We start from the raw sequence: 334 nt of genomic DNA on the forward strand, positions 1-334 counted from the left end.
GGCGTCAGGTCTGCCTGGGTGGCGCGGGCTGCGAGTCCATCGCGCAGTTCCTGTATCTCTTGCGCCCACTGATCCAACATCGGATCGAGGGTATTGGCCTGTTGCTCACCAGTATCGACCATCTGCTTCAGGTCTTTCAGCGCGTACCGCAGCTTCTCCTGGGCGTCCTTGAGGGCGCTTGAATCATGTTGCAGGATGTCCAGTGTTTGTCGGTATTGCGTGTTCGTGCTCTGCAGTTCGGCCACGCGTTGATACTGGTTATACAAACCACTACTCAGACCGGCGACCGCCAAGCAAAGCAGCCCAATGATGAGGGTTTGAAACGTCGAGGCTC

The 334-nt window shown here is 57.2% G+C and carries 1 protein-coding gene; it reads right to left on the bottom strand.

What is annotated here, in order from left to right:
- The coding region (locus KMS84_RS44245; RefSeq protein ID WP_256921492.1) for a hypothetical protein at positions 1-245 on the bottom strand (245 nt) is incomplete at its 3' end.
- Positions 246-334: the final 89 nt, after the last annotated feature.

Origin of the sequence: Streptomyces hilarionis, from assembly GCF_024539675.1 — a bacterium.
GTDB lineage: Bacteria > Actinomycetota > Actinomycetes > Streptomycetales > Streptomycetaceae > Streptomyces > Streptomyces hilarionis.